Below are 23,790 nucleotides of genomic sequence, written 5' to 3' on the forward strand. Positions count from 1 at the left end.
CTCAGGAGCCATGGCACTCGTCACCGACATCTTCACCCAGAACGGCTGGGGCGCCGTCGACTTCCACGAGGAGATCGTGGAGCGCGTCGAATTCCGGCCGCAGCTTCTGGGCTCGCTCGGCATCTTCGAGCCGATCTATTCGCGCTCGCGCACTATCGCGATCGCCGACCGGGATCGGACGCTGACGCTGATCCCGACCTCCGAACTCGGCGCGCCGCCGGAAGAGCTGATCCCGGAAGGGGCGCGGCTGCGCACGTTCAACACGGCCCGTCTCGCCAAGGGGTCGACGGTCTATGCGGCGGAACTGGCTGGGGTCCTGGCGCTGCCCTTCGACCTGCAGACGCGGGACGTCACCCAGGAAATTAGCGACCGGACGGCCGAGATCATGAACGATCTCGAATTGACCTGGGAGCACATGCGCTTCGGCGCCATTCAGGGCAAGGTGCTCGATTCCGACGGCTCGACGCTGGTCGACTGGCATTCCGAATGGGGGATCGCCGAGCCCGCCGAGATCAACTTTGCGCTGACGACGGACACCACCGACGTCCGCAAGAAGTGTCGTGACGTGAAGCGGCAGATGGCAGTGAAGTCGAAGGGCCTGTGGTCGCCGAGCACCCGTGTCGGGGCGCTCGTCGGCGACACCTTCTTCGATCTCCTCGTCAACCACCCGCAGATCAAGGAGACCAAGCTCGGCACCGAACGGGCGGCATCTCTCGAGAACCTGGAAGGGTTCTCGACGATCGAGATCGAGGGCATCACCTTCATCAACTACCGGGGCACCGACGATGGCTCGACGATCGCCATCGGCACTGACAAGGCGCGGTTTTTCCCGATCGGGATGCGCGGCGCCTTCAAGGTGGGCTATGCGCCGGCGCAGGAGTTCAAGCCGTATCTCAACCAGCGCGGCCGGGAATATTACGGCCTGATGCTGGAAGACAAGTCGGGCCGCGACGCCTGGGACCGTGTCGAGATCTACAGCTATCCGCTGTTCATCGCGACCCGCCCCGAGATGCTCCTCCGGGCGAAGGCGGCCTGACCATGGGGATGGTGACCAAGCCCGGCTTTTACGCCGGCAAGTTCCGCAAGGCCGGCCAGTTCGATGGCTCCGGCGAAGGCTCGCAGACCGTGACCGGCGACACTCCCCCGGACGTTGCCGGATCGGGAGACGGCGGCGCCGATCTCGACGCGATGACGAAGGACGAGCTGATCGCCGAGGCCGAGCGCCGCGGCGTCACGGTGAAGGCCTCCGACACCAAGGCCGAGATCCTCGCGGCTCTCAAGGCCTGACATGGCTGCCCTCGATGCCCGTTATCGCGCGCTCGCAAGGCGCGGGCGCGCGATGGTCTGGAACGAGGCACTGCGGCTCTTCCCACTGAAGGATGGCCGCGTCGATCTGGAGCGACCACAGCATCCCTTCGCCGGCGCGGTGCGGCACGGCACCGAGAAGGCCAGCAATGCGTCCGGTGGCGGCGCCGAGGCCTGGGCAACGCGGGTGTCCGCCAGCGAGGCGGAAGCCCGCATCACCCGGGCCACCTATACCGGGCCACAGATCCGGGAGGGCGACAAGATCCGCTGCATGGATCGGACGGGGCAGCCCTTCTACGAGGTGGCCGCAGTCAATGATCGCGACGCCGGCGATCTCATTCTCAGGCTCGTGGAGGCGTAAGTGTCGCTTTGCCGTTTTGCCCTTCGCGTCTGTGCGGTCGAGGCGCTGAAGGGTGGCACGATCGCTGGCGAAAATGTCCGCAACTCGCGCATCGGCGCCATCGACATCGCGGCGGACGGAACGCTGCGCATCGACGAGAACCGCGTCTTCCTCGACATCTTCACCGACGACAGCGTCGAGACCGGTGCCGACACCCGCGATCTTCGCCGCAACGGCGAGCTTGCGATCAACTTCGAGAGCGGCATCACATCGGCGATGACCGAGACCAACGAGAACGGCGAAAGCAGCATTGTCGGCGTCGGCATTCCGGCGACCGACGACGCCTTCGAGGCAACCCTCGACGTCCTCGATACGCAGATCCAGCGGCGGCTGTCCGATCCAACTTCCGAATGGGCCGAGTGCTGGCGCAAGCTGATCGACGGCGTCGCAAGGGTCGAGCGCCGGCGGATCGCCTCGCAGGACGACGGCGTCCGACGGGCGGCGCGGCAGCTTCGCCTGATCGTCAAGGCCAGGCCCGATCCGGTCTTTGCGGAAGAGCTGGCCGAGACGTCTGCCTTCGTCCGGTTCCGGCGGCTGGTCGACGCGCAGCTGCCGGACCTCTCTCCCGTTGTCGCCCTGATGATGGGCGAGGCGGCCGAGCAGGTTCCGGCGGATCTCATGCGCGCCGCCTTCGGCCAGACCGAAGCCGAGGCAAGGGCGCTCGGCTATGCCAGGCGCTTTGCCGCTCCGATCGCAGCCTACACCGTCAGGGACGATCGCGATGGCTCTGTCACCTGACGACGTCCTGTCGATGATCCCCTGGCTCGTCCAGGAAAAGGCCGAGCAGGATCGGCGCAACCGCAACCGGCGGCGAAAGGGCAAGATCTTCGACGAGAAGCCGGAGGAGGGCCTTTACCGGGTGCGCTTCCGGGAGAAGGCCGGGGACGAACCGGCCTTCGACAGCCCGTGGCTGCCGACCAAGGCGCTGTCTGCCGGCGGCGTGCGCATCCAGTGCGAGCCGACGATCGGGCAGTGGGTGGAGGTCGTCTCGGAATCCGGTGACATCACCGACGGGTGGATCGAGATGAGCGACTTCCATGAGGGGCGGCCGCGGCCTCACAACGTCAATGGGGAGCTTGCGACCGACATCTCGGACGGACTCTTCAGGTCGGTCCTCGACAAGGGCGGCAACGAGACGGTGAGCCAGCAGTCGCGGCGCGTCACCATCGCCAATCAGGAAAAGACCAGCGCCGGCTCGCGCGAGCACGACACCGACGGCGACGTGATCTTCAACACCGGCGGCGTGGTTCGCTTCAACTGATGCCGACACCGGCCGCAACGCTCGGGGATGGCGCGACCCATCCCGGCAGCATCACGACGTCCTGCGAGCGCCACTACGCCAACAACGGGCGGCTGATCGCACGCAAGGGCGACATGTTCTCCTGCCTTTGGCACGGGCCGAACCCGATCGTCGGGAATGTCTCGCCCAAAGTTCACTTCGAGGGGCCAGAGGCCGCTCGGGACGGTTCGGTCTGCGCATGCGGCGCCGTCATCATCGCATCGGCAACATCACCGGAGGTCTGAAGTCATGGACGCGAAGCAGAGCTATGAGGTCACCGAGGCAGGCTTCCTGTTCGGCGACTATTACAGGAAGGGCGGCTCGATCGAGCTGAACCCCAAGCAGGCGCGCCGCTTCATCGACGAAGGGCGCATTGCCGACCCGACCGCGGCCAGGACGAGCAAGGCTGCTCCGAAGACCGATCCCAAGGCCGGCGGCAAGCAGGGCGCCGAGAGCTGATCCGATGCCGGCATCGACAGGCCTCAGCCGGACGACGGAAGCGATCTCGACCGGCTGGGATCACGTTGTCCAGTCGATCGGCGTCATCCTGACGACGCCGATCGGCTCACGGCTGATGCGCCGGGAGTTCGGCTCCGAGATCCCGGAGCTGATCGACCGGCCGATGACCGATGCCACGATCCTTGCGGTCTATGCGGCGGCGGTGAATGCGCTCCGCCGCTGGGAGCCGCGCTTCCGTCTGACCCGCTGCCAGATCCAGCTGGCCACCGCCACCGGTGAGCTGTCTCTGGAGATCGTCGGCGCCTACATGTCGCGCGGCCATCTCGGCGACTACACCGTCACCAATGACAACGCCGTCGGCATCGTCCAGCTCGGAAACCTTGCCGCATGACCCGCTTCGTCTCGCCCGACCTCTCGGCGCTCGGCGACCTGCCGCTCGTCGCCGTCAGCTACGAGACAACGGAGGCCACCCGCGTCGACTTCTACACCGCGGCGCTGCGTGCTCACGACATCGCCTATGACGTCCAGGGCCTCGAAAGTGATCCCTATCGCATCGCCTATTCGGAGGGCGGCGCCTATCCCGAGATCCTGATCGACCAGCGCATCAACGAGGCGATGCGATCGCTGTCACTCGCCACCGCGCGCGGTGATGCGCTCGATCATATCGGCGCCACCTATTACGGCATCTCTCGCGCCGTCGATGTGGCCGAGGACGGCAGCACGGTCACCGAGGCCGACGACCGCTTCCGCCAGCGGATCGCGCTTGCCCCGGAGGCCTTCTCCACCGCCGGGCCGGAGGGCGGCTACCTCTTTCATGTGCTCGAGCTCGACGGCGAGCCCGATATCGCCGATGCGGCGGTCTATTCCGAAGAGGATGCCGTCACCTATTCCGCCACGCTTCACGCCGACGCCTGGTCCGAGGGCGAGCGGCAGACGGCCTTTGCCGGGCGCAATGACGGCGACCCGGTGCTGGCGCCGGAGGTGCTGATCGCCATCCTCCCCACCGAAGCCTATGGCGCGGCGGATGCTCCGCTCCTGTCGCGGGCCTACAAGGCGGCCACCGCCCGGGACGTCCGCCCGATCGGCGACAATGTCCGGATCGAGGCCGCCGAGGTCGTCGACTATGCGGTCGAGATGGTGGTGACCTATCGCGCCGGCGCCGATCCGACGCCGCTGATTGCCGAGGCAAGGGCCCGGATCGAGCGGTATGTCGCCGCGCGTCGCCGGGTCGGCCTCAAGGCCGAACGCCTTGGCATTGGCGGTGCCGGCTATGTCTCGGGCGTCGAGTCCGTCGCGCTCGCTTCGCCGGTGAGCGATGTCGGCGGGGGCTCCAAACAGGCGCCGAATTGCACCTCGATCACCGTCAGGGCGGTGCAATCGGAGGGCTCATGGCAGAGCTGACGATCGACGCACTGGTCGCGCTGCAAAAGCCGATCGCCGCGCAACTCCTGCCGCCGAATGCGACGCCGATCGAGCGGGCGGTCCTGACGGCGGAACTCGCAAGGCTGGCAAAGTCCGAGCCGGAGATCGTCGCGACGGTCTGGCATCCTCAGACCTGCCCGGCAGCGCTGTTGCCGTGGCTCGCCTGGGCGCTCTCCGTCGACACCTGGGACGATCGCTGGCCGGAGGCCGTCAAGCGCGACGTGATCGCCGCCTCACCTCAGGTTCATCGCCTGAAGGGAACGCGGGCGGCTGTCGAGGAGGCGCTGACCGCCATGCGCCTCGCGATTAAGATCGAGGAATGGTGGGAAGATACGACCGTCGGGCGCCGCGGCACCTTCCGCATCACGGTCTATGTCAACGAGCATATCTATGACGACGAGCTGTCGGTGCTCAATGCGAAGGTCCAGCGTCATGCGATCGCCGCGACGCGGGGCGCCAAGCCCAAGTCCCGGGTCTTCGACTTCCGGCTCGGCGTCAAGATCGACGGCGGCTTCGGCGCTGCGACCGTCGGTGAGGCGGTCGAGGTCCAGCGGCACGACGCAACGCATGAGCATCAGCGGATCCGCGAGGCGGCGCCAGGCGCATTGACGGCCGGGGCTGGCGTCCAGGTGTCGCGTTTGCCGGCAACCGCCGATGCCGAACGCGTCCTAGCCGACGCTCATTCGGCGGCAGTCGCGGGCGCTCCGATCACCGCCAGCCGGCGTTCCGCCGAAACTCAGATCAACCGGATCATCCTGGCGCTGGCGGGTCTATCCGCCCGCGGCGAGAGCGTCGTCGCGCATCGTGGAAACTGGAGCCTTCGATAATGCCCCTCGCTCTCAAATACGAAGTCACCAATGGCGGGCTGGCGGCAGCCGCCGCCCTTGTCGAGGCCGACAAGCCGATCCGCTTTACCAAGCTTGCCATCGGCAAAGGCGCCTCCAACGCCGGCTATACGCCGGTCGGCAACGAGACCGCGCTCGCCGACGAGTTCGCCCGCTTCGGGATCTCCAATCTCTCGCGCGAGGGCAGGGTGCTCTTCCTCGAGGCGATGTATGACGGCAACGCGCAAGGCTGGGTGCGCGAGGTCGGGCTGTTCATCGAAAGCACCAACGGCTCGGAGGTCCTCTTCGCGCTCTGGTCGGATCCGGCCTTCAACATCGGCTACAAGGCAATCGGCGTACCGTTCATCTTCATGGAGACGGTCGAGCTGTCACGCATACCGACCAGTTCGATCAGCGTCACGGCGCAGGCACCCAGCCTGCAGCTCCTCTTCGTCACCCCGATCATCGACCAGAGCGCGGAGATCATCCGCCTGCAGCGCCGCGCCGTCGAGACGGAGGTGATCCGCCTGACGCCGACCATCGAATCCCACTTCTTCTACTGACGGAGCGAACCTCATGGCCCTCGAAGACAGCGTCACCGCACTCACGTCGCAGGCCGGACTGTTGCTCGATCTGCCGCAGCAGATCGCCAACACCGCCAACGCCAAGATGACGGCGTTGCACGGAACCTATGCCGATCTCATCTCGAAGCTCACCTCGACCTGGTATGTCGACCAGGCGAACGGCAACGACGAGAATGCCGGCACGCAGGCGAGCCCCTTCGCCACGATCGCCAAGGCGCTCGCCGTCGCGCCATCTGCCGGGCGCACGACCGTCAGGCTGCTCGGTCCCTATGAGGTGCGCCAGCTGACCAATGTCGACCGGCCGCTCAGGATCGAGAGCGAGGGCTCGCATCTCTATCCGCTGACCTTCCTCGCCGACGGCACCTTCTCAAGCGACAATTCGGTTCGCTACACCCACGGCTTCCGCATCGGCTCGCAGCCCCTTGTCTTCAATCAGGTGGACTTCCAGCTTCCCGCCGTCGGGACGCAGGGCGCCCGCTCGATCGGCTCCGCCGCCCATGTCATCCGCGTCAATCCGAGCGTCGAGGCGGGGCTCGTCAGTGTGGCGATCATCAACTCGCAGATCTACCGGCCCGCTTCGCCGCTGGGCCGGCTGATCTCCCATACCGGGCGGCCGCTGATCCTTGCCACGTCCGGCAACACCCTCGGCGGCGCGGCCATGGAAGGCTACTGGAGCGACCGCCAGACGAACACCGCCGGCGTCGCGCCGTCGAGCCTGCCGTGGCTCCTCACCGGCGACAACGTCACCACCATCTGACCCAAAGAGGCGAGAGACCATGACCGACACCTATACGGGCGGCCGCCTGCAGGACATCTCGATCGACCGGGCGCGTGCCCATGGATTGACCGAGACCGATATTGCGGACGGCGTTCGCATCCACCGCACGCGGGCAGCCAAGGAAGAGTGCTCCCGGCGCATCTACGACGTCGCGTCGACGGAGGCGCAGACCAATGTCGCCATGGAGGCGGCGGCCGCCGCGGCGAAGACCAGTGCTTCGCGAACCGACGACGAGAAGGACCTTCTCGCCAGCCTGCAGAGCTGGGTCGACTGGGTGAATGCGATGCGCGACACCGTCGCGACGATCGCGGCCGAGTTCGAACTCCTCGGCGCAGCGCCGTTCATCTCGGCGACCGATATCGAGGCCGACGCCTCCTGGCCGGACTGCCCGGCCGAGATGGCCGATCTCTTCGACCGGCACTGACCGACCCGCATCGATCGCAACCCCAGACCCTGATGCCACGACGCCCGCCTCGAGCGGGCTTTTTGATGTCCGCAAACCGAGACGCAAAGGAGGGCCGGCATGGCCTCTGTTGAATTCCACCACGGCAGCCGTGTCTTCCAGAGCGGAGACGAGGCGACGGTCGTTCGCCTGCGCAGCACGTCGGTCGGCGGGCTCGTCATTCCGATCGCGACCGGGGACCTTCCCACCGGCTACGCCTTCGACCGGCCCTTCCTCGTCGCCAAGCCCTCCGACGCGGCGGGGCTGCCCGACGCGGTGAAGGAAGAGATCGACTCCTTCTACGACCAGACGATCAATCAGATCGTGGTCGTGATGGTCGACAAGGGCGCGACCGCCGCGACGACAACCGCGAACATGGTCGGCGACTTCGCCACCCGGACCGGCATCCATGCCCTGCTCAAGGCGACCTCGATGGGGCTGCCGCGGCCGAAGCTCATCGCCATGGCCGGCTATGCCACGTCTGGCGCCGCCGACGGCATCGCCTCGGTCGCGGTGACGACGGAAGGCGCGAACTATTCGGCCGACACGACGATCACCGTCTCCGGCACGACCGGGCAGGGCGCCGAGTTCGAGCCGATCATCGGCACCGGCGGCGCCATCACCGGTGTCGTGGTGACGAAGCCCGGCTGGGGCTACACCGGCGCGCTGACCTTCCAGATCGTCGACCCGAATGGCTCCGGTGCCGGCGCGGTGCTTGCCGGCACCATCGGCTCGGTGCTGAACCCGGTGCTCGCCGAAGCGATCGGCGTTGCCGACAAGCTGAGGGCGATGATCTACACCGACGGTCCCGACGGGACCAACCAGCAGGCGGTGCAGGCGCGGCTCCTGATCGGCTCCAAGCGCGTCGCCTTCTGCGACCCGCGGGTGCTGAAGTCGATCGACGGCGTTCCCTATCCCCGCGCGCTCTCGACCATCTATGCCGGCCTGCAGGCGAAGATGGACAAGGAGAAGGGCGCGGTCTTCGCCGGATCCAACGTCATCATCAGCGGCATCCAGGGCGTCAACCGGCCCGTCGAGTATGGCGAGGAGGCGAACTACCTCAACCAGAACCGAGTCAACACGGTGATCAACCGCGGCAATATCGACGGCGCCGGCGGCTTCCGGGCGTGGGGCGTGTGGACCTGCGCCGACGATCCGATCTGGCAGTTCATCCCGGTGGTGCGCGTCACCGACCTCGTCAACGAGTCGATCGAGGAGGCCTTCCTGCAGTTCGTCGGGCGGCCGCAGACGCTGGCGCAGCTCGACAACATGGTGATGACCGGCCGCAACGCGCTGCGGGGTCTCGAATCCGAGCAGTTCCTACTGCCCGGCAGCGACTTCTGGCTGCTCAACGGGCAGTCGGCGAGCGACGGCGTCCAGGGCATCGTCAAGTTCGGCATGAAGTTCGAGGTGCCGGCGCCGATCGTCGACATCCGCATCACCGCCTACCGCAACTTCACCGTCGCCTACGAGCTCCTCTACTCGCAGGTCTCCGGCGAGGTGGAGGTCGGCGCGACCCTCTGACCACCGCAACCCTGATCGAAACACTTGAGGGTGGCCAGGCACGGCCGCCCCGCCACAGAGCGCAAGGAGACAGGCCATGGCCTCCCGCAAGCCCGCATTCATCATGAAGAACTGCTCGCTCTCCATCGAAGGGGACGTGCGCATCGGCCAGTGCAAGCAGATCACCATCCCCGTCCTCGAGCGGAAGATGGAGGAGTTCCGCAACAACGGCATGATCAAGCCGCGCGAGGTGACGATGGGCTACGAAGTGACCCGCACCACCTTCACTGAGACGGCCTTCGATCCCGACGTGATCTCGCTCTTCGGGCTGATCAACGGCCACAACCGCAACATCGTCGCCTATGGCTATCTGGAAAGCGAGGACGGTCGCGAGCACGGCGCCCAGTACGAGATGGTCGCCGACTTCATCAAGCAGGACTTCGGCGACTGGGAGGCCGGCGAACAGGCCGAAGCCGAATATGAGCTGACGGTCCATTCCGGCCGCCTGGTCGTCGATGGCCGCGAACTCTACGCCTATGACGATCTCGACGTCACCATCGGCGGTGTCCGCCAGCAGCCGTTCAAGGCAACCGCGCTGCGCTACGTCTAAGGGACCAAAGACATGAACCAGAAGACCGCCAGCGCGACGACCGTCACCGTGCCGATCGGCGAGCCGTTCGATCATGACGGCAAGACCTATTCCCAGCTGACCTTCCGCAAGATGAAGGTCAAGGACATGATCAAGGCGGATGCCGTGACCGGCGAGTTCCGCAAGTCCTGCGCCATGTATGCCTCGATGGCAGACGTGCCGATCCAGGTGATCGAGAACCTCGACACCGACAACTTCACCGAGATCGCGCTCAAGGTGGCGCCCCTCATGGGGAAGTCTGGGAAGAAGGCGGTCGCAGAAGCGATCGCCGGGCTTCAGGACGGAGCGGACGATCCGGCTTCCGCGTGATGGTGCTGTCGTTCTGCGTGAACGGCCATCAGAGGATCGACGACGTCGAGGAATGGGAGGCCGACCGGTTCTTCGCCTACTTTGACGCGTTGGTGGAACTCAGTCGGAGCGAAGAGGGGTGAGATAACGTTTTCAGAAGATCGTTGCTGAAGATGAAGTCGGAGGATAGTTCCGACGCACGTCGTTGCGATTTAACCAGAAAACTCAACCGTAGATGGGGCGCTTTCCTTATGTGCACTAGATGCATTGGGTATCAACGCAAACGAAACTAGAAGCAGAATTATGAGAAAGGCGTAGGTCATAACTACATTTCGAATGAAGGCGGACTTTAGCACGTCGGCAATGCGATTCCAGAAAGTTCCCTTACCAAAGCTTGTTGCTAATTCTGGAATGCGAAAACGAGGTGCTGTTCGCTGTTCGAAATCAAATTGAAATTGCTCAGAGGCCAAATAGTTTTCAATTTTACGGCTTCGCTGAACAAAAGTTCGTTGAAATGACTTGAACAAAGCATCCATATACCAAAGAAATATAATTGGTACGATTGCCAACAGGCAAGGATATGAATCATTTCCTTGATACGCATAAGCTACTACCGCTGATGCCGTGACGACGGACCAGCCTCTTATAATAAATATTAGCGTATCGAACCGACCGATATTGTCGGAAGCCATCTGCCATTCTTTTAGAAGAATATTGTATTTCTCAGAAAAGAAATCTTCCACAGTGACCTCTGCCGGTTTTAACGGTGAACGTGGTTTACACCACGCGTCATCAGGAGGACGGGTTAAGCACGCGGGCTTAGATCGTCTTTTACGGTGCAAACAATATAAATAGTCGCAGCGTCCTACGTCTACCCGCCGTCAGTCGCAGCTCTCACCAGAGAAATTGATTCCATGGCAACTCTATCCTCCAGGCTAATCCTTTCGTTGGTCGAAAGGGTAACGGCCCCCGCAAGGGGTGTCACGGCCGCGATGAACTCGATGCGCGCATCGATCGAGGCGAACAATGCCAAGATGGCCGCGATGCAGAGCCAGATGGTCGGGGCTGCCGCGGTCGGATACGGGCTCTACAGGGCGATCAAGGCACCGGTGGCCGCGGCGATCGAGTTCGAAAGCGCGATGGCCGATGTAAAGAAGGTCGTCGACTTCCCGACGCCGGATGCTTTCAGCGAGATGTCGGCAGAAATCCGCGAGATGTCGACCCGGATCCCGATCGCCGCGACCGGCATCGCCGACATCGTTGCGGCGGCGGGGCAGGCGAACATCGCGCGCGAGGATCTTCTCGGCTTCACCGAGATCGCTGCCAAGGTGGCCGTCGCCTTCGACATGACGGCGGGTGACGTCGGCGAGGCGCTGGCCAAGATCAAGACGCAGCTCAATATCAGCGTCGCTGATACGGGCGAGCTGGCCGATGCGATCAACCAGCTGTCGAACACCTCGGCATCATCGGCGCCCGATCTCGTCAACTTCATGAAGCGGGTCGCAGCCGCCGGCGAACAGTACGGGTTCACCGCGCAACAGACGGCAGCGATCGGCTCGGCGATGATTGCCTCCGGCGCCGAGGCGGAGGTTGCGGCAACCAGCTTCCGGAATGTCGGGCGCGCGCTCGCCAAGGGCGGGACGGCGACCGAGAACCAGCAGGCGGCATTCCACAGTCTCGGCCTCAGCGCCAGCCAGGTGGCGAAGGATCTGCAGAAGGATGCCGTCGGCACCCTCCGCGACGTGCTGCAGAGGGTGAAGCGGCTCCCCGAACACCTCCAGGCGAACACGATCTCGACCATCTTCGGCGACGAAGCCCGGGCAATCGCGCCGGTGGTCAACAATATCGAGCTTTACGACAAGGCTCTCGCCAGCGTTGCCGATCGGGCAAGCTATCTCGGTTCGGCCCAGAAGGAATACGAGGCGCGAGCCGCCACGACGGCGAACAACCTGCAGCTCTTCGCCAACAAGGTCGAAGCCCTCGGCATCGCCGTCGGTTCGGCGCTTCTGCCTGCGCTCAACGCGACGATGGACGCGATCGGGCCTGTCGTCATGGCGATGGCGCGATTTGCCGACGCTAACCCCGTGGTTACCCGCAGCGTCATCGGCCTGACCGCCGCGCTGATCGGCCTTCGCGTCGCGAGCATTGCCGCCCGCTACAGCTTCCTCTGGCTGAAGGGCGGGCTGCTTTCCGCCGGGCTCCTCGGACTGCAGGGTCTGCAGGCTGTGATGACGGCCGTAAAGGCCGGCGCCCTGGCGCTGGTCAATCCGCTGAAGCTGGTGCGCGGCGCGCTGATCGCCCTGCGCGCGGTGGCGCTCGCTTCCGGCATCGGGCTTGCCATCGGCGCAATCGCGCTGTCCGGTGCCTGGCTCTACAACAACTGGAAGAACGTCGCCGCCGCATTCGATGCCTTCAAGGCGTCGTTCCTCGAGGCGATCAAGCCGATCCGCAAGGTGCTCGCGCCGGCGATCGACCTCTTCGACGAACTCTCGGCCTTCATCACCGGCCTTGTCGCGCCGGTCGAGGATGCCGAAGACGCCTTCGAGCGCTTCGGCGACAATCTCGGCGGCCGGGTGGGCCGAGCAGTCCGGCGGGTCGTCGAGACCTTCCGTGATCTGCCACGCATCCTCAGCGATGCCTTCACCTTCGACAATCTTTCCGGCCTTCCTGCCCGTATCGTCTCCGGTCTCAGAGCTGGCTTCGCGGCTGCGTGGCGGGGACTGACCTTCGCCTTCGACTGGGCGGCCAAACTCGTCGGGCCGATCGACTGGCAGAGTGTCAGTCGTACGATCCTCGACGGGCTGCGCACCGGTCTCGATGCTGGGTGGTCGGCGCTCACCATCGCCTGGGATTGGGCCGGCAAGGTCGCAGCCTCGATCGACTGGGCACGCGTCGCCGGCTCTGTCGCGAGCGGCGTGTCACAGGCCTTGTCGCTGGCATGGGCGGGCGTGACCGTCACCTGGGACTGGACGAGGAAGCTGCTGGCGGGCGTGGACTGGTCGGCCGCCGGCTCCGCCATAGCAGCCGGCATCGGCAGGGCAGTCAGTGCAGCCTGGCAGGGCGTCACCCTCGCGCTCGACTGGGCAAGGGCACTGGTCGACGAGACCAACTGGGGTGCGCTCGGCAAAGCGGCCGCCGCAAGCCTCCACAATGCGGCAAGCGCGGCCCTCTCGGGTCTGCGGCTGTCGGCAAAGTGGGTGGCCGATCTCGCCGTGTCCTTCTCCGAGAGCGATCTCGCCCAGTCCGTGCGCGAGCGGATCGCCGCGATCGACTGGGGCGCGGCGCTGGCAGGGGCGGGCACCGCACTCGGCAATGCCTTCAAGGCGTCGGTCGCAGCGGCTCTCGGTGCGGTGAGCCTGACAGGCGAGCTTCTCGGCTGGATTGCCCGGCAGGTGCAGTCGATCGACGCCGTCCCGCTCGGATCGAGCCTGGCGAGCGTTGTCGCCAAGGGCTTTTCTGCCGGTCTCGAGATGGTCGGCTCGGCGATGGCCGCTCTGACCGACGGTGGTGGTGGCGCGAAGATTGGCGAGAGTCTTCTTGCCGGATTGCGGGGCGTGCTCTCGGCCGGACGCGGCGTCGTTGAATCGCTCATCCGCAGCTGGTTCAAATTCGGGGCGGGCTTCTGGCGCGAACTCCTGCAGCCCTCGGGCGCGGCGATCGCAAAGGGCCTCGGCGATGGCGTGACGGGAGCGGCGGTCGCTGACAGTCTTCGCGCCAAGTTCGCGGCGATCGACTGGGGGGCAACGCTGGCAGGCGCGGGCGCCGCCATCGGCAAGGCCATCATGGCCGGCTGGCAGACCTATTTCCGCACGCTCAATATGGCCGGAGAGCTGTTCTCCTGGCTGTCGACGCAGATTGCCTCGATCGATGCGGCGTCGCTCGGCAAGTCCATCGCCGAGGTGCTCGTGAAGGGCGTCAGTGGCGGTATCCGGCTGATCGGCTCGGCCATCGCGTCGCTCGGCGGAGAGGGCGGCGCCGGCGGCGAGGGTCTCGCTTCCGGCCTCGTCAACGCCATGCGCGGAGCGCTCTCGGGCGGCGGCGAACTCGTCGCCTCGATCGTGCGCAAATGGTTCGAGTTCGGCGCCGGCTTCTGGAGCGAGGCCCTCTCGTCCTCGGTCGAGGAGATCAAGACCGTCTTTGCCAATGTCGACCTGGCACAGGCTGGCCGTGACGCCATCCAGTCGCTGCTCGACGGCATGAAAGCAAAGCTCGAGGAGCTGATCGCGTGGGCCAAGGCGCTACCCGGCAGGATCCGGGATGCGATCGGCAATATCGACCTGTCGAACATCGTCAGTATGCCGTCTTTGCCGACCTGGCTCGGTGGCGGCGAGGCGGAGGAGAGCGCCAGGGCGGCTGCCGAGCCGGCACGTCAGGTGCGAGCCGTGGCGATGGGCGAGCCGGTCGTCCCGCCAGCCGGCTTCGAGCGCATCCTCGAAGTGGCGCGCGAGGTTGCCGCACTTCAGTCGGAAGTCGTCAAGCAGGCCTTCGTCAGCCATGACGACACGGCCGCCACGCAGCTTGCGGCAAGCGCCGAGAAGCTGAAGACGCTGGCGGCCGATCTGCCGGCGTCCGCCAGGGAATCGATCGACGCCTATGTCGCGGCGATCGCGCAAGGGGGCGGGCAGGTCAGCGCCGAAGCCGATGTCATCGCCGCGACGCTGAAGGAACGGCTGAACGTCACCGTCCAGCCAAAGGTCGATCTCTCCTCGATCAAGGCTGCGACGCAGGCGGCAAACGAGGCGGCGGCAGCGGTGAATCGTCTCAATGCCGGCGCGACAGGTGCGGCGAATGCCGCCAGGGCGTCGATGCCGAAGATCCCTGGCCGCGCCTCAGGCGGGCCGGTCGCGGCGGGATCTCTGTATGAGGTCGGCGAGCGCGGCCGCGAGTTGTTCGTCCCGCCGGTGAACGGTCATATCGTCAATGCCCGTGACACGGCGGCGCTGATGAAGGCGCTGACGAGGCCGGCAATGGCGATGTCCTCGATCGTGCCGCCGGCGGTGCCGCAGCCGCGGGCAATCCCGGCATCCTTCCGCGGCGGGGCAGGGGGCGGCGATCGCTCTGCGCCGCCGCCTGCCGCGGCACCGGCGGCCAGTGGTCCGGTCTCCGTTACCTTCGGCGACATCCATGTCCATGGCGGCTCGAATGCCTCGGCGGCCGACCTTCGTGCCGAGTTCGGCCGAGAGGCCTCGGCGCTGATGCGCTCGCGCTTTACCGACGGAGCCTATTGATGGCCGGCCCCTCGATCATGGCGCTCGGGCCGTTTCGCTTCGTCACCCACGGTTTCGGCTTCGACAGGCGACGCAAGTCGCAGTCGACCAGGTGGGCGGAGATCCAGGTCGGCGGATCGCTCAACGCCATCCAGTGGACCGGTGGCGACGACTATACCGAGAAGATCTCCGGCGTACTGTTCCCGGCGGCCTTCGGCGGCGAGGCGACTTTGAACGGGCTTTATGCCGCGGCGGCCAGTGGCGTGATCCTGCCACTCGTCTCGCTGAATGGCTCGGTCTACGACCTGTTCGTCGTCGAGGAGGTCGAGGACGAGCCGGAGTTCATCGACCGCTACGGCAACGTTCACAAGAACGTCTATTCGCTGAAGCTACGGGCCTATCCGAGCGCCGGGCCGATCTCGTTCAACCCGCTCTCCGTCATCAGCTTCTTCTGACCGGGATCCGACCGATGGCCGATGTGACCCGCACCGGACAGCGCGAGGTGCTCGATGTCGTCTGCCGGCGAAGCTATGGCGACGAGAGCGGCTATGTCGAGGCCGTGCTCGAGGCCAATCCCGGCCTGGCCAGGCTCGGGCCTGTGCTGCCCTTCGGAACGCCGATCGTTCTGCCGGCGATCGAGACGGTGTCGGAGCAGCCGGTCGTGACGCTCTGGGACTGACTTCATGACACCCTCATGCCGCATCACCGTCGACGGCCAGCCCGTCAGCGGCGTCTTCCAGTCGCGCATCATCTCCTGTGAGGTGACTGACAAGGAGGGCGTCTCCTCCGATACCTGCTCGATCGTCCTCAATGACTGGCCCTGCGCGGCGATTCCGAGAACCGGCGCGATCATCCGGATCTGGATGGGCTATGGCGTTGCCGGCATGGCCTATATGGGCGCCTACACGGCCGAGGAGATCGAGGTCGAGATCCTGCCCTACCGCATGGCGATCACCGGCAAGGCGGCCGAGATGCGCGGCAAGACCAAGCAGCATCGCGAACGGCACTGGGACGACAAGACGGTCGAGGAGGTGGTTTCCGAGATCGCCGGCGAGCACGGGCTGACGCCGAAGATCGATCCCGAGATCGGCAAGCACAAATACGAGTGGCTCGGGCAGCTGAACGAGTCCGACATCCACTTCGTCGAGCGGATCACCGAGCGCCTCGGCGGCTTCTTCTCGGTGAAGGACGGCAATCTAGTCATCGCCAAAAAGGGCGCCGGCGCCGCACCATCCGGCGCGGCGCTGACGCCGATCGTCATCACCCCCGCGATCCTGACACCCGGCTCGGCCCGGATCCGCTTCTCCGATCGGACGCAATACAAGTCCGTCAAGGCCTCCTACACGGACCGGAAGAAGGGCGAGAAGGTCGATGTCGAGGAGGAGAGCGACGCGAAGGGCGAGGCCGTCTACCGGCTTTCCGAGCAGTATGCCGACGAGACCGAGGCGAAGAAGGCGGCAAAGTCCAAGGCCGGCGACCTGTTGCGGCGCCAGGCGACATTCTCCTGCCAGATCATCGGCAATCCGGCGGCAAGGGCCGGCGCGCCGCTGACCTTCGCCGGCTGCCGCCCGGGTGTCGACGGGCTGCCGTTCCTGATCGGCACGGCGACCCACGCCTATTCCAAGAGCGGCTACACGACATCGCTCGATGGCGACAGCCAGAAGGGCCAGACGGCCGCCTGACGGCCAAGTCCCTGCAACCGTTCAAACCGCCCGCCCGGCATCCGCTCGGCGGGCTTTTTCGTGCCCGCACCCCAAGCGGGCTCTTCCCGTGAGGAGACGAGACATGACCGCACCGATCCCCTTTGCGCAGTGGCTGCAGATGCGGCTGACCGCCCATGGCTTTTCCGTCGGGCCGATCGACGGCATCGTCGGTCCGATCACCACGGCGGCCATCCGAGCCTTCGAGGCCGCCCACGGTCTGCCTGTCGACGGCATGGCCGACGAGAAGGTCGTGACGGCGCTCCGGTCGTCGTCGAGCACGGTTGACGCCGAGACTGCCGCTGCCGTCGAGCATCGTGATCCGCCCGAGGCGGAAGTTCAGAAGATCGCCCTCGTCGGCAACACCTGGCCGCGGCAGAGCGGCGTCTCGGCCTTCTACGGGGCGGTGGGCACCAACCAGACCCGCATCGAGGTTCCCTTCGACTTCTATCTTGCCTGGGCGAAGTCGACGCGAGTGAAGACGATGACGCTCCACAAGAAGGTGGCGCCGTCGGCGGAGCGCGTGCTGCAGCGCGTCGCCCAGACCTATTCTGCCAAGGAGCGGCAGAATCTCGGTCTCCACCTTTTCGGCGGCTCGCTCAACGTGCGCAGGATGCGCGGCGGCTCGAGCTATTCGATGCACTCATGGGGAATCGCAATCGACTTCGACCCGGAGCGCAATCAACTGAAGTGGGGCGCACCGAAGGCGCGGCTTACGCATCCCGACGCGCTGGCGTTCTGGCAGGCCTGGGAGGCCGAGGGCTGGCTCTCGCTCGGCCGAGCCCGGAACTACGACTGGATGCACGTCCAGGCGGCTCGCCTCTGACACCATCCCGCGCCCGTCCGGGACCGCCGGGCATCCTTCCATCCACCTGGAGCAAAGTCATGAACCTCGGCAAAATCGCCAAGGCGGTCGGTGCGACCGTCGCCACCGTCGCCGCCACGGGAACCACCGTCTTCGCCACCGTGCCGGAGGGCGTCGAGATGCCTTGGTATGCTTGGCTCGGCCTCGGCATCTTCAATGCCGCTCTCGGCTTCGCGGTCGTCTATCTCGCGCCGAAGAACAAGACGGTCTGATGCCTCGCTTGCTGTTCTTCTGTGCCATCGGGGCCGTCGCCGCCCTGATGGCGCGATCTACGATCGCGAGGTGAGGACGTGATTATCCTTCGGGTCTACAAGGGCATTGCCGACCACTTCCCCATGCGGTTCACCGAATGGGTGATGATGATGCCGACCTTCGGCATGGCCGCGGCTCTCCATGCGTCACCGGACATGTTCGCCGTGTCTTCGTCCTTCGGCTCGCTCGCACGCTGGGCGGACGAAGGGACATGGGGGCTGATCGTCCTGTTCTGCGGCGTGGTGCGGCTGGCGGCGCTGACGGTGAACGGCACATTCAAGGGCTTCCGCTTCTCGCCGCATCTGCGCTTCGGTGCCTCGTTGGTGGGCATCTTCTTCTGGTCGCAGTGGACGCTGGGCTTTGCTCTCTCCTGGGCGTCCCTTGGAGGCGCCCCGTCGGGCATCGTCGCCTATGGCACGTTCTGCGCAATGGAACTGGCGAACCTGACGCGGTCCGGTTCGGACATCGGCAAAGATATCCGGGGCGTTTAGGGTGGATCTCAGCAATCTCGACCTCGAAAAGGCCGCCAACGCTCTCCTCATTCTCATCACCGGATTGCTGACCTTCTTCGGAATTCGGCGCGGGATGAGAGGCGGGGGACCAGCATCACCGGCAAAGCCCGAACACTCGACCTTCGAGGTTGCCGGCGCGATCGTCGATTCCTCGGCCGTGAGGATGCTGTCCCGGGAGGTGACAGGCCAGGCGATCGCGATCACCGATCAGACGAAGGCGATCCGCGACGACACGGACGTGCGCCGTCAGCAAATCGAGACGGTGAAGGACCAGACGCGTGCGCTGCTCACCCTCGAGGAGGAGATCAAGGAACTGCGGCACGAGTTGAGCCGTCGCCGCGGGTGAGATCATCCCGGAATGAACGCTCGGCGCCCGCTGGCCTTACGGTCGGCGGGCGCCTTTCGTCGTTTCGGCCTGACAGTGCGCGGGCCGTGGTAGCTCAACGCCGAAGGCTTGGCGGCGCCTCATCCGCACCCGTGCGCACCAAACACGACGATCGGACCCTGTCACGGCTTTCTTCCAGCGCCATGCCGGCGAGATAGGCGATCATCTTGAAGTGGTGCTGCTCGGCGAGTTCGGTGACGAGTCTCAAATGATCCGCGAGGATCGGCAACACGTCCGGCTTCTCGACTTCCCTCTGATCTGACATCGCCGCTGCCCCTACGCCGCATCGCGCGTCGCGGGGCCGCCAGACACTAAGCAGCGGCCCGTCAGAACCGACCCATGGCGCCCTGCCGCCGCGAGCGCTGAGAAGAGGGCAGCCTCATCGACCGCGATGCCGGCTGCCAGTGTCGCACGGCCATCGATGACCTCCGGCATGCCAAGCGGTGTCGTGCGCCACCCGATCGCACCGAACACTTCGATGAGCGAGAGATAGCCGACGAAGGTGATCGCCGACATCTCCCGTTCGAGCGCGTATTGCATGATCGCGCAATACATGAGCCGCGAGACGCGCATCCGAGCTGCCGCGGTTTCCCCCCGGGGCAGGACGTAGAGACGCGTCCAGTCGAGTGATGTCTCCATCGGCGGAAGCTGCCAGTTGGCAAGGCGGGCAAACTTCCTGCTGAGGAGGGTCGGGGCGGTGTGGGGGTGCAGGCGGGAGCCAGCGACTACCTCTCCGCCCTCGATGATCAACAGGTGGGTGGCCGTCTCGTCATCGAACTCGTCGATGTCCCGGCCGTCCGGACGCTGCAATTCCGACCAGCCTCTGCGGCCGACGAAGACATCATGTCTGCGTCGGAAATGCTGGTCGAGTTCGTCGGTGTAAAGATGCGCATTTTCGGCGTTCACCACATGCACGTCAGGCATTTGACGTCTCCCTGTTCCCACTCGGCCGCAAGGAGATATTGAGGGGTATTTTTGCCGCGCGCTACTGTAGGTTCCTACAGGGTCAGGGCTGAATCAGCCTGTATTGCAGGGCCATAGCGACCGCCTGCGTTCGTGTCCTAGTCTCGAGCTTTCTTCCGGCATTTTGGAAATGATCAAGGATCGTTCGTTCGGTGATGCCGAGCGTCTCCGAAATGTCTCGATTGGTTTTCCCCACCGCGGCCCAGGTCAGGATTTCCGTCTCGCGCGGCGTTAGAAGCCGACGGGCCGGCGAGGGGTTCTTCAGAAGCCTCGCGCGGAAAAAGCTGTAGATCCCGAGCATGTGCAGGAGCACGCGCGCCTCATGAGGCATCTCGATGCGCTCGGCCCCCATCGAGATGCATCCCTGGGATCCATCCTCCATATGCATCGGGACGCAGAAACCTTCGTTCATGCCGATGTCAGCCGCTTCATTCATCACGCGCGCAGCCGTACGATTCTTCTGTCGATCGAACGACGCTTCGGTCCAGAAGAATGGCTCCGCCGTCCCGAAACAGCGCTGAGCGACGGGATCGACGTGGACGTAATCGGAGAAGACGTAGCGTTCGTACCACTCTGTCGGCCATCCGCTGAGGAGGATGTGCCCCTCGATGCTCTGGCCGCGGTAGGGAAGCCCGGTGATGACGAAGGCCGTGAATCCATATTGGGAGAGCGCCGCGGCGGTCAGATCGAGCACTTTTTGGGGATCGTCGACCGATTGAATTTGATCGATCGCGTCAAGCAGCTCTTGGACATGCACAGCGATTCCTCCCGCTGAGTTTGAAAAATCCTATAAAGCAACCAGAGAAATAAATGACCATAGGTCAAGAGGCTTTTGGAGAGTGCCATGTCCGTGGAAGCGATGAAAACGCTCGATCTCATCATCGCGAAGGTTGCCGAGGCGAAGGAGCTCGTGGCCGACGAGCCTGAACTCGCGGTCCTGCGCCGACGCCTCGACGACATCATCCATGAAGCCGACAGGGAGAAGCAGGCATTGGTGAACGGCTCGCCACCTGAATCGCCAGGTGACTGATCGCTTTTGATCAGACCATCTTGCCGTTCGAATGATTTTTCGCCCAGAACACCTCCGGATCGCCGGTCATCAGCCCACCAAGCTCGTCGATCGCCTTGACCGCACGAATGGCGGCGGCCGCTGTGTCGGACTTTCCGGCAGGATCCGCCGCGCGGACCGCCAACGCGCCCGACCGACCAGCCTTGAGCTGCCGGAGCACGGTGTCTCTATCATACGTCGGAGCCTTCACCCGCCTGCCCATGCAATCACCTGGAATCGACAATCGTTCCTTCTTTGTTCCAGGCCGCTCCCTCAGCGCAAGGAGCAATTCGTTTGCCATCGACACCATGAAGCAGGCAGCCTATCGGGTCTGCAACCAGAATATCAGCGCGGCGAGCGAGACGTAGAAGAGGACAGCCGCGACAACTTCCACCACCGACGCCCATCGGGTCGACTCGCCCTCGCCATAGTCGGGATGCTTGTCATAGCCTGACATGGTCGACCTCGATGGAATTATCTCTCTCTCAGATGCTCCAACTCATCGGCGTCGTCGTCAAGGACGTTTCGTCGCGCACCTCGCCTTGGCCAACGGGTCCGCAGCTGATCGACGATACGCGGCACCGCCAGAATAGCGGTTCCGGGCAAACTCTCATTTACGCTTTCGCAAGCATGAGGATTGCATCCACGAAGATATCGCCACTCGCCGACGCGGCCGTCCGTCTGCGCCGCCAGCAAATCCGTAGGTCGCTACGCGCCATGAAATTTTCCCCCGCACTCAAAGGAAATGCCTCGAAAAGGGGTAGCCCCGCCGGCAATGCTCACAGCGCCCGCTCCCGGACCGTTCTGACTTCACTTCTGTTCCTGTCGGTGTTCAGCACGATCGGTGGTCGGCTGGTCTGGTTCGGATTGTCGGCGCAGAATCAGACGGATGGCATGTTCGTCTCGAGCATTCCGGTGACCGATCGTCCCGACATCGTCGATCGCAATGGCCAGGTCCTCGCGACGGACCTGAAGACCGCGTCGCTCTATGCCGAACCGCGCCGGATCGTCGATGCCGACGAGGCGACCGAGGCGGTGCTGACCGTCCTTCCCCAGCTCGATCCCGGCACCCTCTACAAGAAGCTGGACTCGAAGGCCGGCTTCGCCTGGCTCAGCCGTGGCCTGACGCCGATGCAGCAGCAGGCAATCTTCAATCTCGGCGTTCCCGGTATCGGCTTTCGGACCGAGCGCCGGCGCTTCTACCCCGGAGGCGCTGAAGCGGCGCATATTCTCGGCCTCACCAACATCGACAACCAAGGCATCTCCGGCATGGAGAAATATCTCGACGACAGCGGCTTCAGAGCGTTGCAGACGACGGGGCTTGCCAGCAGTGACGGGCTCAGCGCCTTTAAGCTGTCGATCGACCGCAACGTCCAGCATGTCGTCCATGAGGAACTGGTGCGCGCCCTGAAGGAATATCGTGCGATTGCGGCCGGTGGCGTGGTGCTGGATGTCGATACCGGCGAGGTAATCGCCATGGCCTCGGTGCCCGACTACGATCTGAACGAGCCCGGCAACGCGCCGCTGAAGAAAGAAAATCTCAACCGGATGTCCGCTGGCACCTTCGAGATGGGCTCCACCTTCAAGATCTTCACGACCGCCATGGCGCTGGATTTTGGCGTCGTGTCAATCAATTCGCGAGTCGATACCTCGCCATTCCACGTGGCGGGTCACACATTTAAGGAATTTCACAATGAGGGCAATTCGCTCTCGGTGCCGGACATCTTCAAATACTCGTCCAATGTCGGCTCCGCGCGGGAAGCGGATATGGTCGGCGTCGACCGGCATCAGGAATTCCTGACCCGGCTGGGTCTCCTCTCGAAAATGCAGACGGAGCTTCCTGAGGTCGCTATGCCGACCCAGCCAAAGACGTGGAAGAAGATCAACTCGATGACCATCGCCTTCGGACATGGCGTCTCGACGACACCGCTAAACACGGCGGTGGCGGCCGCCGCGCTGATCAATGGCGGGTACTACATCCCGCCGACATTCTTGCCGAGGTCGGAAGAGGAGGCGAAGGCGGTGCGCCGGAAGGTTGCGGAGCCCCGGACTTCGCTCGACATGCGTGCGATCTTCAAGCTCAACGGCGAAGAGGGCACAGGCCGCCAGGCAGACGTTCCCGGCTACCATGTGGGCGGCAAGACCGGCACCGCCGAAAAGGTGGAGAACGGTCGATACAATCACAACAAGCGCTTTAACGCCTTCGTGGGCGCTTTTCCCATCGACAAGCCGCGCTACATTGTCATGTCAATCATCGACGAACCGCAGGTCGAGAAGGGCAAGCCAAATGCCCAGGCCGGCTGGAATGCCGCGCCGATGGTCGGCAACATGGTCCGGCGGGCAGCATCATTCCTCCATGTCCAGCCTACGTTCGGCGAGGTCGGCCGTGATCTGATGCGAGGATACTGACGGACACAAGCCAGCGCAGCTCATATCCCGAATGGCTGTGCTCGTCAGATTGCCCGCTTGTCGTTCTGCTTCAACTGTTCCGTTGCATCTCGATGTGCTCGGAATGGGGTCACGGACGTCAGGACGGTTCTGCACCGCCATCGTCTGGCTCGGTGTCATAGCCTGACATGGTCGACCTCGAGGGGATTATCGGGTGATCTCTCTCAGATGCTCCAACTCATCGGCGGCGTCGTTAAGGACATTGCGCCGTCTTGAGCCGGTGATGAGACGAAGCCAGTTCGCATAGCGTCGAAGGGCATCAATGTCGGTCATCGGCCGCACCAGATATTTCCTTCGTTTGGCCAGTCCTGGGCCAGCCCCTCGGCCTTGAGCACCGTCCCCGCATCGCGGCGGTCGGCGAGTGTGATCGTTACGACGGCGCAGCCGTAACGTCCAACCTCGCCGGTGTCGTACATCCGGCAACCGCGGGGTGCAAATGGCAGTCAGCCCGAGAGCGCGGCGCGAATTGCACCGCAA

General features: G+C 64.6%; 34 protein-coding genes. 27 read left to right on the forward strand and 7 right to left on the reverse strand.

Translation table 11 applies throughout. The features are described from left to right. Nucleotides 1-10 precede the first annotated feature (10 nt). From E3C22_RS18165 to E3C22_RS24910, 17 genes are all read left to right on the forward strand, one after another. Complete coding sequence (locus tag E3C22_RS18165) at nucleotides 11-1,036, forward strand: major capsid protein (RefSeq protein ID WP_134763288.1); 1,026 nt, start codon at nucleotides 11-13, stop codon at nucleotides 1,034-1,036. A gap of 2 nt (nucleotides 1,037-1,038) precedes the next feature. Beyond that, nucleotides 1,039-1,287 carry a hypothetical protein gene (locus E3C22_RS18170; protein ID WP_134763289.1) on the forward strand — a complete coding sequence of 83 codons (249 nt, stop codon included), beginning with the start codon at nucleotides 1,039-1,041 and terminating at the stop codon, nucleotides 1,285-1,287. A gap of 1 nt (nucleotide 1,288) precedes the next feature. Beyond that, on the forward strand, nucleotides 1,289-1,666 hold the full coding sequence (locus E3C22_RS18175) for a hypothetical protein (protein ID WP_134763290.1): 378 nt from the start codon (nucleotides 1,289-1,291) through the stop codon (nucleotides 1,664-1,666). Then, a complete protein-coding gene (locus E3C22_RS18180) occupies nucleotides 1,667-2,443 on the forward strand; it encodes a hypothetical protein (protein ID WP_134763291.1) in 777 nt (258 codons plus the stop codon). After that, nucleotides 2,427-2,966, forward strand: a complete 540-nt coding sequence (locus tag E3C22_RS18185; RefSeq protein WP_134763292.1) for a phage baseplate assembly protein V — start codon at nucleotides 2,427-2,429, stop codon at nucleotides 2,964-2,966. The genes E3C22_RS18180 and E3C22_RS18185 overlap by 17 nt, the downstream gene beginning before the upstream one ends. Then, nucleotides 2,966-3,229 (forward strand): PAAR domain-containing protein, encoded by a 264-nt coding sequence (locus E3C22_RS18190; protein ID WP_134763293.1) that lies wholly within the window; start codon nucleotides 2,966-2,968, stop codon nucleotides 3,227-3,229. Before E3C22_RS18185 ends, E3C22_RS18190 begins: the two co-directional genes overlap by 1 nt. Nucleotides 3,230-3,233: 4 nt before the next feature. Beyond that, complete coding sequence (locus E3C22_RS18195; RefSeq protein ID WP_134763294.1) at nucleotides 3,234-3,443, forward strand: hypothetical protein; 210 nt, start codon at nucleotides 3,234-3,236, stop codon at nucleotides 3,441-3,443. A 4-nt stretch (nucleotides 3,444-3,447) separates the two neighbouring features. Beyond that, complete coding sequence (locus E3C22_RS18200; protein ID WP_134763295.1) at nucleotides 3,448-3,834, forward strand: GPW/gp25 family protein; 387 nt, start codon at nucleotides 3,448-3,450, stop codon at nucleotides 3,832-3,834. Next, on the forward strand, nucleotides 3,831-4,844 hold the full coding sequence (locus E3C22_RS18205) for a baseplate assembly protein (protein ID WP_134763296.1): 1,014 nt from the start codon (nucleotides 3,831-3,833) through the stop codon (nucleotides 4,842-4,844). Before E3C22_RS18200 ends, E3C22_RS18205 begins: the two co-directional genes overlap by 4 nt. Then, complete coding sequence (locus tag E3C22_RS18210) at nucleotides 4,832-5,692, forward strand: phage tail protein I (RefSeq protein WP_134763297.1); 861 nt, start codon at nucleotides 4,832-4,834, stop codon at nucleotides 5,690-5,692. Before E3C22_RS18205 ends, E3C22_RS18210 begins: the two co-directional genes overlap by 13 nt. Further along, on the forward strand, nucleotides 5,692-6,252 hold the full coding sequence (locus tag E3C22_RS18215; protein ID WP_134763298.1) for a phage tail-collar fiber domain-containing protein: 561 nt from the start codon (nucleotides 5,692-5,694) through the stop codon (nucleotides 6,250-6,252). The genes E3C22_RS18210 and E3C22_RS18215 overlap by 1 nt, the downstream gene beginning before the upstream one ends. Before the next feature lie 13 nt (nucleotides 6,253-6,265). Continuing rightward, a complete protein-coding gene (locus E3C22_RS18220) occupies nucleotides 6,266-7,030 on the forward strand; it encodes a hypothetical protein (protein ID WP_134763299.1) in 765 nt (254 codons plus the stop codon). 19 nt (nucleotides 7,031-7,049) lie between these two features. Beyond that, complete coding sequence (locus E3C22_RS18225) at nucleotides 7,050-7,475, forward strand: hypothetical protein (RefSeq protein ID WP_134763300.1); 426 nt, start codon at nucleotides 7,050-7,052, stop codon at nucleotides 7,473-7,475. Between the two features lie 99 nt (nucleotides 7,476-7,574). Beyond that, nucleotides 7,575-9,017, forward strand: coding sequence for a phage tail sheath family protein (locus E3C22_RS18230; protein WP_134763301.1), 1,443 nt, complete (start codon nucleotides 7,575-7,577; stop codon nucleotides 9,015-9,017). A 76-nt stretch (nucleotides 9,018-9,093) separates the two neighbouring features. Beyond that, complete coding sequence (locus tag E3C22_RS18235) at nucleotides 9,094-9,606, forward strand: phage major tail tube protein (protein WP_134763302.1); 513 nt, start codon at nucleotides 9,094-9,096, stop codon at nucleotides 9,604-9,606. A gap of 12 nt (nucleotides 9,607-9,618) precedes the next feature. After that, nucleotides 9,619-9,954, forward strand: a complete 336-nt coding sequence (locus E3C22_RS18240; RefSeq protein WP_134763303.1) for a phage tail assembly protein — start codon at nucleotides 9,619-9,621, stop codon at nucleotides 9,952-9,954. After that, complete coding sequence (locus E3C22_RS24910) at nucleotides 9,954-10,076, forward strand: hypothetical protein (protein WP_280987955.1); 123 nt, start codon at nucleotides 9,954-9,956, stop codon at nucleotides 10,074-10,076. The genes E3C22_RS18240 and E3C22_RS24910 overlap by 1 nt, the downstream gene beginning before the upstream one ends. A gap of 69 nt (nucleotides 10,077-10,145) precedes the next feature. Here the strand turns inward: E3C22_RS24910 and E3C22_RS18245 are convergent, their stop codons facing one another. Next, nucleotides 10,146-10,676, reverse strand: coding sequence for a hypothetical protein (locus E3C22_RS18245; protein ID WP_134763304.1), 531 nt, complete (start codon nucleotides 10,674-10,676; stop codon nucleotides 10,146-10,148). Nucleotides 10,677-10,934: 258 nt separating this feature from the next. Here E3C22_RS18245 and E3C22_RS18250 point away from each other — a divergent pair, with 258 nt between their 5' ends. The 8 genes from E3C22_RS18250 to E3C22_RS18285 all read left to right on the forward strand — a co-directional run bounded on the left by E3C22_RS18250 (nucleotide 10,935) and on the right by E3C22_RS18285 (nucleotide 18,815). Further along, entirely contained in the window at nucleotides 10,935-15,161 is a 4,227-nt protein-coding gene (locus tag E3C22_RS18250; RefSeq protein ID WP_167591812.1) for a phage tail tape measure protein, read from the forward strand. After that, the gene (locus E3C22_RS18255) at nucleotides 15,161-15,595 is read left to right on the forward strand and encodes a phage tail protein (RefSeq protein ID WP_134763306.1); all 435 of its coding nucleotides are present in this window, start codon (nucleotides 15,161-15,163) and stop codon (nucleotides 15,593-15,595) included. Before E3C22_RS18250 ends, E3C22_RS18255 begins: the two co-directional genes overlap by 1 nt. 14 nt (nucleotides 15,596-15,609) lie before the next feature. Then, entirely contained in the window at nucleotides 15,610-15,819 is a 210-nt protein-coding gene (locus tag E3C22_RS18260) for a tail protein X (protein WP_134763307.1), read from the forward strand. A 4-nt stretch (nucleotides 15,820-15,823) separates the two neighbouring features. Continuing rightward, nucleotides 15,824-16,822: a phage late control D family protein gene (locus E3C22_RS18265; protein WP_134763308.1), complete on the forward strand. Its 999-nt coding sequence runs from the start codon at nucleotides 15,824-15,826 to the stop codon at nucleotides 16,820-16,822. Nucleotides 16,823-16,925: 103 nt separating this feature from the next. Beyond that, entirely contained in the window at nucleotides 16,926-17,666 is a 741-nt protein-coding gene (locus tag E3C22_RS18270) for a M15 family metallopeptidase (RefSeq protein ID WP_134763309.1), read from the forward strand. A 59-nt stretch (nucleotides 17,667-17,725) separates the two neighbouring features. Next, nucleotides 17,726-17,917: a hypothetical protein gene (locus E3C22_RS18275; protein ID WP_134763310.1), complete on the forward strand. Its 192-nt coding sequence runs from the start codon at nucleotides 17,726-17,728 to the stop codon at nucleotides 17,915-17,917. Nucleotides 17,918-17,995: 78 nt separating this feature from the next. Continuing rightward, the gene (locus E3C22_RS18280; RefSeq protein WP_134763311.1) at nucleotides 17,996-18,448 is read left to right on the forward strand and encodes a hypothetical protein; all 453 of its coding nucleotides are present in this window, start codon (nucleotides 17,996-17,998) and stop codon (nucleotides 18,446-18,448) included. A 1-nt stretch (nucleotide 18,449) separates the two neighbouring features. Beyond that, the gene (locus E3C22_RS18285) at nucleotides 18,450-18,815 is read left to right on the forward strand and encodes a hypothetical protein (protein ID WP_134763312.1); all 366 of its coding nucleotides are present in this window, start codon (nucleotides 18,450-18,452) and stop codon (nucleotides 18,813-18,815) included. Nucleotides 18,816-18,909: 94 nt separating this feature from the next. Here E3C22_RS18285 and E3C22_RS24535 read toward each other — a convergent pair whose 3' ends face one another. The 3 genes from E3C22_RS24535 to E3C22_RS18295 all read right to left on the reverse strand — a co-directional run bounded on the left by E3C22_RS24535 (nucleotide 18,910) and on the right by E3C22_RS18295 (nucleotide 20,574). Continuing rightward, entirely contained in the window at nucleotides 18,910-19,086 is a 177-nt protein-coding gene (locus tag E3C22_RS24535) for a hypothetical protein (protein ID WP_167591813.1), read from the reverse strand. Nucleotides 19,087-19,130: 44 nt separating this feature from the next. Next, a complete protein-coding gene (locus E3C22_RS18290; RefSeq protein ID WP_134763313.1) occupies nucleotides 19,131-19,778 on the reverse strand; it encodes an acyl-homoserine-lactone synthase in 648 nt (215 codons plus the stop codon). 82 nt (nucleotides 19,779-19,860) lie between these two features. Then, entirely contained in the window at nucleotides 19,861-20,574 is a 714-nt protein-coding gene (locus E3C22_RS18295; protein WP_134763314.1) for an autoinducer binding domain-containing protein, read from the reverse strand. An 87-nt stretch (nucleotides 20,575-20,661) separates the two neighbouring features. Here E3C22_RS18295 and E3C22_RS18300 point away from each other — a divergent pair, with 87 nt between their 5' ends. Then, complete coding sequence (locus tag E3C22_RS18300) at nucleotides 20,662-20,847, forward strand: hypothetical protein (RefSeq protein WP_134763315.1); 186 nt, start codon at nucleotides 20,662-20,664, stop codon at nucleotides 20,845-20,847. A 10-nt stretch (nucleotides 20,848-20,857) separates the two neighbouring features. Here the strand turns inward: E3C22_RS18300 and E3C22_RS18305 are convergent, their stop codons facing one another. Both E3C22_RS18305 and E3C22_RS24915 read right to left on the reverse strand, forming a co-directional pair. Next, nucleotides 20,858-21,175, reverse strand: coding sequence for a hypothetical protein (locus tag E3C22_RS18305; RefSeq protein ID WP_134763316.1), 318 nt, complete (start codon nucleotides 21,173-21,175; stop codon nucleotides 20,858-20,860). A gap of 12 nt (nucleotides 21,176-21,187) precedes the next feature. After that, on the reverse strand, nucleotides 21,188-21,322 hold the full coding sequence (locus E3C22_RS24915; protein ID WP_280987956.1) for a hypothetical protein: 135 nt from the start codon (nucleotides 21,320-21,322) through the stop codon (nucleotides 21,188-21,190). Between the two features lie 32 nt (nucleotides 21,323-21,354). Here E3C22_RS24915 and E3C22_RS18310 point away from each other — a divergent pair, with 32 nt between their 5' ends. After that, complete coding sequence (locus tag E3C22_RS18310) at nucleotides 21,355-23,274, forward strand: peptidoglycan D,D-transpeptidase FtsI family protein (protein ID WP_245515054.1); 1,920 nt, start codon at nucleotides 21,355-21,357, stop codon at nucleotides 23,272-23,274. Between the two features lie 308 nt (nucleotides 23,275-23,582). Here E3C22_RS18310 and E3C22_RS24540 read toward each other — a convergent pair whose 3' ends face one another. Continuing rightward, nucleotides 23,583-23,729 carry a hypothetical protein gene (locus E3C22_RS24540; protein WP_167591814.1) on the reverse strand — a complete coding sequence of 49 codons (147 nt, stop codon included), beginning with the start codon at nucleotides 23,727-23,729 and terminating at the stop codon, nucleotides 23,583-23,585. Nucleotides 23,730-23,790 lie beyond the last annotated feature (61 nt).

The organism is Jiella endophytica (assembly GCF_004519335.1).
Taxonomy (GTDB): domain Bacteria; phylum Pseudomonadota; class Alphaproteobacteria; order Rhizobiales; family Rhizobiaceae; genus Jiella; species Jiella endophytica.

Excerpts from the sequence above, each read along its gene's own strand:
- E3C22_RS18165 (WP_134763288.1), top strand. The coding sequence starts at position 11 with ATGGCACTCGTCACCGACATCTTCACCCAGAACGGCTGGGGCGCCGTC.
- E3C22_RS18170 (WP_134763289.1), top strand. The coding sequence starts at position 1,039 with ATGGGGATGGTGACCAAGCCCGGCTTTTACGCCGGCAAGTTCCGCAAG.
- E3C22_RS18175 (WP_134763290.1), top strand. The coding sequence starts at position 1,289 with ATGGCTGCCCTCGATGCCCGTTATCGCGCGCTCGCAAGGCGCGGGCGC.
- E3C22_RS18185 (WP_134763292.1), top strand. The coding sequence starts at position 2,427 with ATGGCTCTGTCACCTGACGACGTCCTGTCGATGATCCCCTGGCTCGTC.
- E3C22_RS18190 (WP_134763293.1), top strand. The coding sequence starts at position 2,966 with ATGCCGACACCGGCCGCAACGCTCGGGGATGGCGCGACCCATCCCGGC.
- E3C22_RS18195 (WP_134763294.1), top strand. The coding sequence starts at position 3,234 with ATGGACGCGAAGCAGAGCTATGAGGTCACCGAGGCAGGCTTCCTGTTC.
- E3C22_RS18200 (WP_134763295.1), top strand. The coding sequence starts at position 3,448 with ATGCCGGCATCGACAGGCCTCAGCCGGACGACGGAAGCGATCTCGACC.
- E3C22_RS18205 (WP_134763296.1), top strand. The coding sequence starts at position 3,831 with ATGACCCGCTTCGTCTCGCCCGACCTCTCGGCGCTCGGCGACCTGCCG.
- E3C22_RS18210 (WP_134763297.1), top strand. The coding sequence starts at position 4,832 with ATGGCAGAGCTGACGATCGACGCACTGGTCGCGCTGCAAAAGCCGATC.
- E3C22_RS18215 (WP_134763298.1), top strand. The coding sequence starts at position 5,692 with ATGCCCCTCGCTCTCAAATACGAAGTCACCAATGGCGGGCTGGCGGCA.
- E3C22_RS18220 (WP_134763299.1), top strand. The coding sequence starts at position 6,266 with ATGGCCCTCGAAGACAGCGTCACCGCACTCACGTCGCAGGCCGGACTG.
- E3C22_RS18225 (WP_134763300.1), top strand. The coding sequence starts at position 7,050 with ATGACCGACACCTATACGGGCGGCCGCCTGCAGGACATCTCGATCGAC.
- E3C22_RS18230 (WP_134763301.1), top strand. The coding sequence starts at position 7,575 with ATGGCCTCTGTTGAATTCCACCACGGCAGCCGTGTCTTCCAGAGCGGA.
- E3C22_RS18235 (WP_134763302.1), top strand. The coding sequence starts at position 9,094 with ATGGCCTCCCGCAAGCCCGCATTCATCATGAAGAACTGCTCGCTCTCC.
- E3C22_RS18240 (WP_134763303.1), top strand. The coding sequence starts at position 9,619 with ATGAACCAGAAGACCGCCAGCGCGACGACCGTCACCGTGCCGATCGGC.
- E3C22_RS24910 (WP_280987955.1), top strand. The coding sequence starts at position 9,954 with ATGGTGCTGTCGTTCTGCGTGAACGGCCATCAGAGGATCGACGACGTC.
- E3C22_RS18250 (WP_167591812.1), top strand. The coding sequence starts at position 10,935 with ATGCGCGCATCGATCGAGGCGAACAATGCCAAGATGGCCGCGATGCAG.
- E3C22_RS18255 (WP_134763306.1), top strand. The coding sequence starts at position 15,161 with ATGGCCGGCCCCTCGATCATGGCGCTCGGGCCGTTTCGCTTCGTCACC.
- E3C22_RS18260 (WP_134763307.1), top strand. The coding sequence starts at position 15,610 with ATGGCCGATGTGACCCGCACCGGACAGCGCGAGGTGCTCGATGTCGTC.
- E3C22_RS18265 (WP_134763308.1), top strand. The coding sequence starts at position 15,824 with ATGACACCCTCATGCCGCATCACCGTCGACGGCCAGCCCGTCAGCGGC.
- E3C22_RS18270 (WP_134763309.1), top strand. The coding sequence starts at position 16,926 with ATGACCGCACCGATCCCCTTTGCGCAGTGGCTGCAGATGCGGCTGACC.
- E3C22_RS18275 (WP_134763310.1), top strand. The coding sequence starts at position 17,726 with ATGAACCTCGGCAAAATCGCCAAGGCGGTCGGTGCGACCGTCGCCACC.
- E3C22_RS18290 (WP_134763313.1), bottom strand. The coding sequence starts at position 19,778 with ATGCCTGACGTGCATGTGGTGAACGCCGAAAATGCGCATCTTTACACC.
- E3C22_RS18300 (WP_134763315.1), top strand. The coding sequence starts at position 20,662 with ATGTCCGTGGAAGCGATGAAAACGCTCGATCTCATCATCGCGAAGGTT.
- E3C22_RS18305 (WP_134763316.1), bottom strand. The coding sequence starts at position 21,175 with ATGGTGTCGATGGCAAACGAATTGCTCCTTGCGCTGAGGGAGCGGCCT.
- E3C22_RS24915 (WP_280987956.1), bottom strand. The coding sequence starts at position 21,322 with ATGTCAGGCTATGACAAGCATCCCGACTATGGCGAGGGCGAGTCGACC.
- E3C22_RS18310 (WP_245515054.1), top strand. The coding sequence starts at position 21,355 with ATGCTCCAACTCATCGGCGTCGTCGTCAAGGACGTTTCGTCGCGCACC.
- E3C22_RS24540 (WP_167591814.1), bottom strand. The coding sequence starts at position 23,729 with ATGTACGACACCGGCGAGGTTGGACGTTACGGCTGCGCCGTCGTAACG.